Annotated in this window: 2 protein-coding genes; both read left to right on the top strand. The window is 42.1% G+C overall.

Features of this window, described 5'->3' with window-relative positions; genetic code table 11:
* On the top strand, positions 1-572 hold a 572-nt coding region (locus tag K8S15_11775; protein MCD4776713.1), incomplete at its 5' end, for a hypothetical protein.
* A 576-nt stretch (positions 573-1,148) separates the two neighbouring features.
* Positions 1,149-3,136, top strand: a 1,988-nt coding sequence (locus K8S15_11770; GenBank protein ID MCD4776712.1) for a transposase, incomplete at its 3' end; no start/stop codon positions are given.

The raw sequence follows: 3,136 nt of genomic DNA, 5'->3' as shown, positions 1-3,136 counted from the left end.
ATGATTTCTTTCCCAGATCGGTGATGCCCAGATTCATTGTAAAGAAGAATAAAGACATAAAAGATGAATTACGATGGAGAACTGGCGTAGTTCTGGAGGATACTGCGTTTAAGTCCATCGCCGTAATCAAATCAGATGACGATGCCAAAAGTATATATATCTATGTAGATGGCGTACAGAAAAGGGATTATTTTTCAGCGATCCTATCTACCCTCAGAGAGATAAACAGAAGCTTTGAAAAACTAAAATTTATTGAAAAAGTTCCTATGCCGGATAATCCTGAAATCACGTCGGGTTACGAACATTTGATCAGATTGGAGGGACTAGGGGTCGAAGAATACCTGCCTGAGGGGTCAGAGAACGTATATAATGTAAAAGATTTGTTAGGTACCATATACTCTGAAAATAAGACTGAAGCAGAGATTCTACAGTTTTTGAGAGAACTCAAAGGAAAATCAGATACTGAAGAGACGTTGCTGGAAAAGGCAAAGGATAGCGTCATATTACAGCCAAATTTCATGGGAGTTGGGGTAGACATTAAGAAATTGATTGGGAAATTAGTCCATAAGTAACTACTCCGATATGCTGATTGGTCTCCCGATTGCGATCCGGTACTCTCTGGCAAGAACAATAACCGCGGAATACGGTCTGCGAAAGCATGCGGCGAAGCCAGTATCGCCGAAGGCAGGATGCAGAGGCACGCTAAAAGCATTTAACCATTTATTTTCCCTCCGCGCCCCTGTCGAGTAGAGCCCATACCCATAGCGCACCTCTTGTTAGGAGTAATAGTCCTGAGGTTACTATTAAACCCCCCTTTAGAACCGGACGTGAAGATTTCCCATATCCGGCTTCCGAAGCACACCCCCTACACGGGTTCAGGTTGTATAGCGAATGATATATCTTCGAGTCTTTTGGAAGTGGATTAAATAGGATGAAACAGAGAAACTGAGTCTATTTGTAGCTTTTCCTCTGGCTACGCATATTTACCCATTTGAAGGCGAGTCTCACGACCTGCTGGTGGAAGTTCTTAATTCTAAAATCCCGGGTGGTTTCCTCACACAAACTTAGTCCTTCCTTTTCATCAAAACTCACAAAAAAACTCAGTACAGAATAAAAGTTATATACCTTCTCCCACATATAGCCAGAGCATGGATGGAGAAAACGAATTCCATGAACAATTCGACGCGCTATTCAGGACAAAGAATGAGTTAAACAATTTCAATTTCGATTCTTACAATTGGGGATGTCTGCGATACATACTGGAGCTCTGGATATTTCTTGGCAGACGGCACAAACATGGAATACGGTCGATTGGCCGTTTTTTTGGCGATGTTCTCATCTGGCTCACTGCAAAGGAAGAGCTCAGGAGGTACGACGGGCGAGACTATACTGCTGCATCGATGATCACATTTTTTCTCTTCGTAAAACTGGCGAGAATGAAGATAGAAGAAGCGCTTGCTTTTCTTTCCTCAAACAAGTCGTGGATGAAGCGGATAGGTTTTGAGAATGTGCCAGCAAAAGGGACTGTAACAAAGTTCAGAGAACGAATGGGTTGCGATTTCAACCGCTTTTTCGAGGAATTAATCTCTTACATTATTGGCAACACAGACTTTGGGGATCTAACGAGATTTCGCGTCGTGTTGTTCACAAAATGTTATTTTGGGAACGGTCGTCTTCCGCGAATCAGTAGATCAATAGAATTAAATAAGTTAACACGATTTAATGGTGAAATACAGCGAACCGCGACTAAATGGGCTGGATTTGACCTCATGCTCTACGTTCTCTATGGTTTGGGCATCGTTAACATTCTGGAAGACATGAATGTGGAAAAGAGGGATAATTGCGTCTTCACACCGCTGCAAATCAGTATTTCATTCATCGTCAAGGCAATACTGGGCTTTAAGAACGCGTACGGTGTGGATGAAGAACTGGAAGATGATCTCTTCTTGCAGATGGTATGCACGCTTGACGGGGACAGAACACCGAGTAAAAGCACGCTTGAAGAAGATATTAGGCGATACAAGGAGGAAGAACTGCAAAAAGCATATCAAACAATCATTCAGTGGATGGGAATACTCGGATTCGTGACTGGTGAGATCGTTGCGTGTGATAGCACTAAATTATATGTGGATGGCGATACTTACGAGAATTCTGGCGAGGTCTACGATTATATCAAGAAAGAGACTGCGAACGGCTACAAACTGTTCGTGATATATGATGTTGTGCATCGAATACCGATTTACTTTGAGGTGCACCCCATGAATGACGCAGATGGACCCAAATTAACGAAAATGATTGAGAAGTCGATGGAAATTACCGGGAGAAGAATAAAAAGGATATACGTCGATCGTGGATTTTACGATGAAACGAACTTCGAATGGTTGGGGAAGGAAAAGAAAGGAAAAAAGAAGATAGAGTTCGTCACAATGGGAAAGAGGGGGACTTATTTATTTAAAGAGGCTACCGAACTTGAAGACGATAAATTCAGGGAAGTAACGCTGGAAACAAACGAATACGAGCCAAAAACCGCCAACGGAAAGACTTCAAAGCGGAAACGAGATGCGAAAAAAGAGCCAGTGAAGATTGCGGACTGCATGTCTTCGTTTTCAGACGGATCTCCGGTACGAGTGGTTGTGGTGAAGAAAAAAATGCAATTATCAAAGAACGATAAGCTTCTCCTACTTCTGGAAGAGCATCCAGGGTTATACGCCGCGCGAGAACTGCTTGATTTGTATGAACAAAAATATGGGGAGGCATTTAGTAAATCCAAGAAACCTGCAGCTTCCATAACCAGAGTTCTGAACAGAATATCAATGATCGAAGTTGTCGGCAGTGGTAGAGGGAAAAAATATAAAATAGATGGTTACAAGGCAAATATAGAGGTGATAGGGAAAAACAAGAAGGAAACACTGCATATCTGGCTGACAAATGTCTTCGATACGTCACCAGAACAGGTTATTGAAGATTACAGAGACCGATGGCTGATAGAGACATTGTTCGAAGAAGCAAAAGGGGAATGGTACATCAATAAGCTGCCAGGCAGGAAATTGGAGTCTATAAAAGTACATCTGTACTGGAGTTTCATAGCGTATGACATTGTTAACATATTCAAACGATCATTGACACCAAAATACAG

The sequence above is a fragment of the Candidatus Aegiribacteria sp. genome (assembly GCA_021108005.1).
Taxonomy (GTDB): Bacteria; Fermentibacterota; Fermentibacteria; order Fermentibacterales; family JCC-6; genus Aegiribacteria.
Note: the sequence above shows the minus strand (reverse complement) of the source record. Positions and strands in the feature narration are given on the sequence as shown.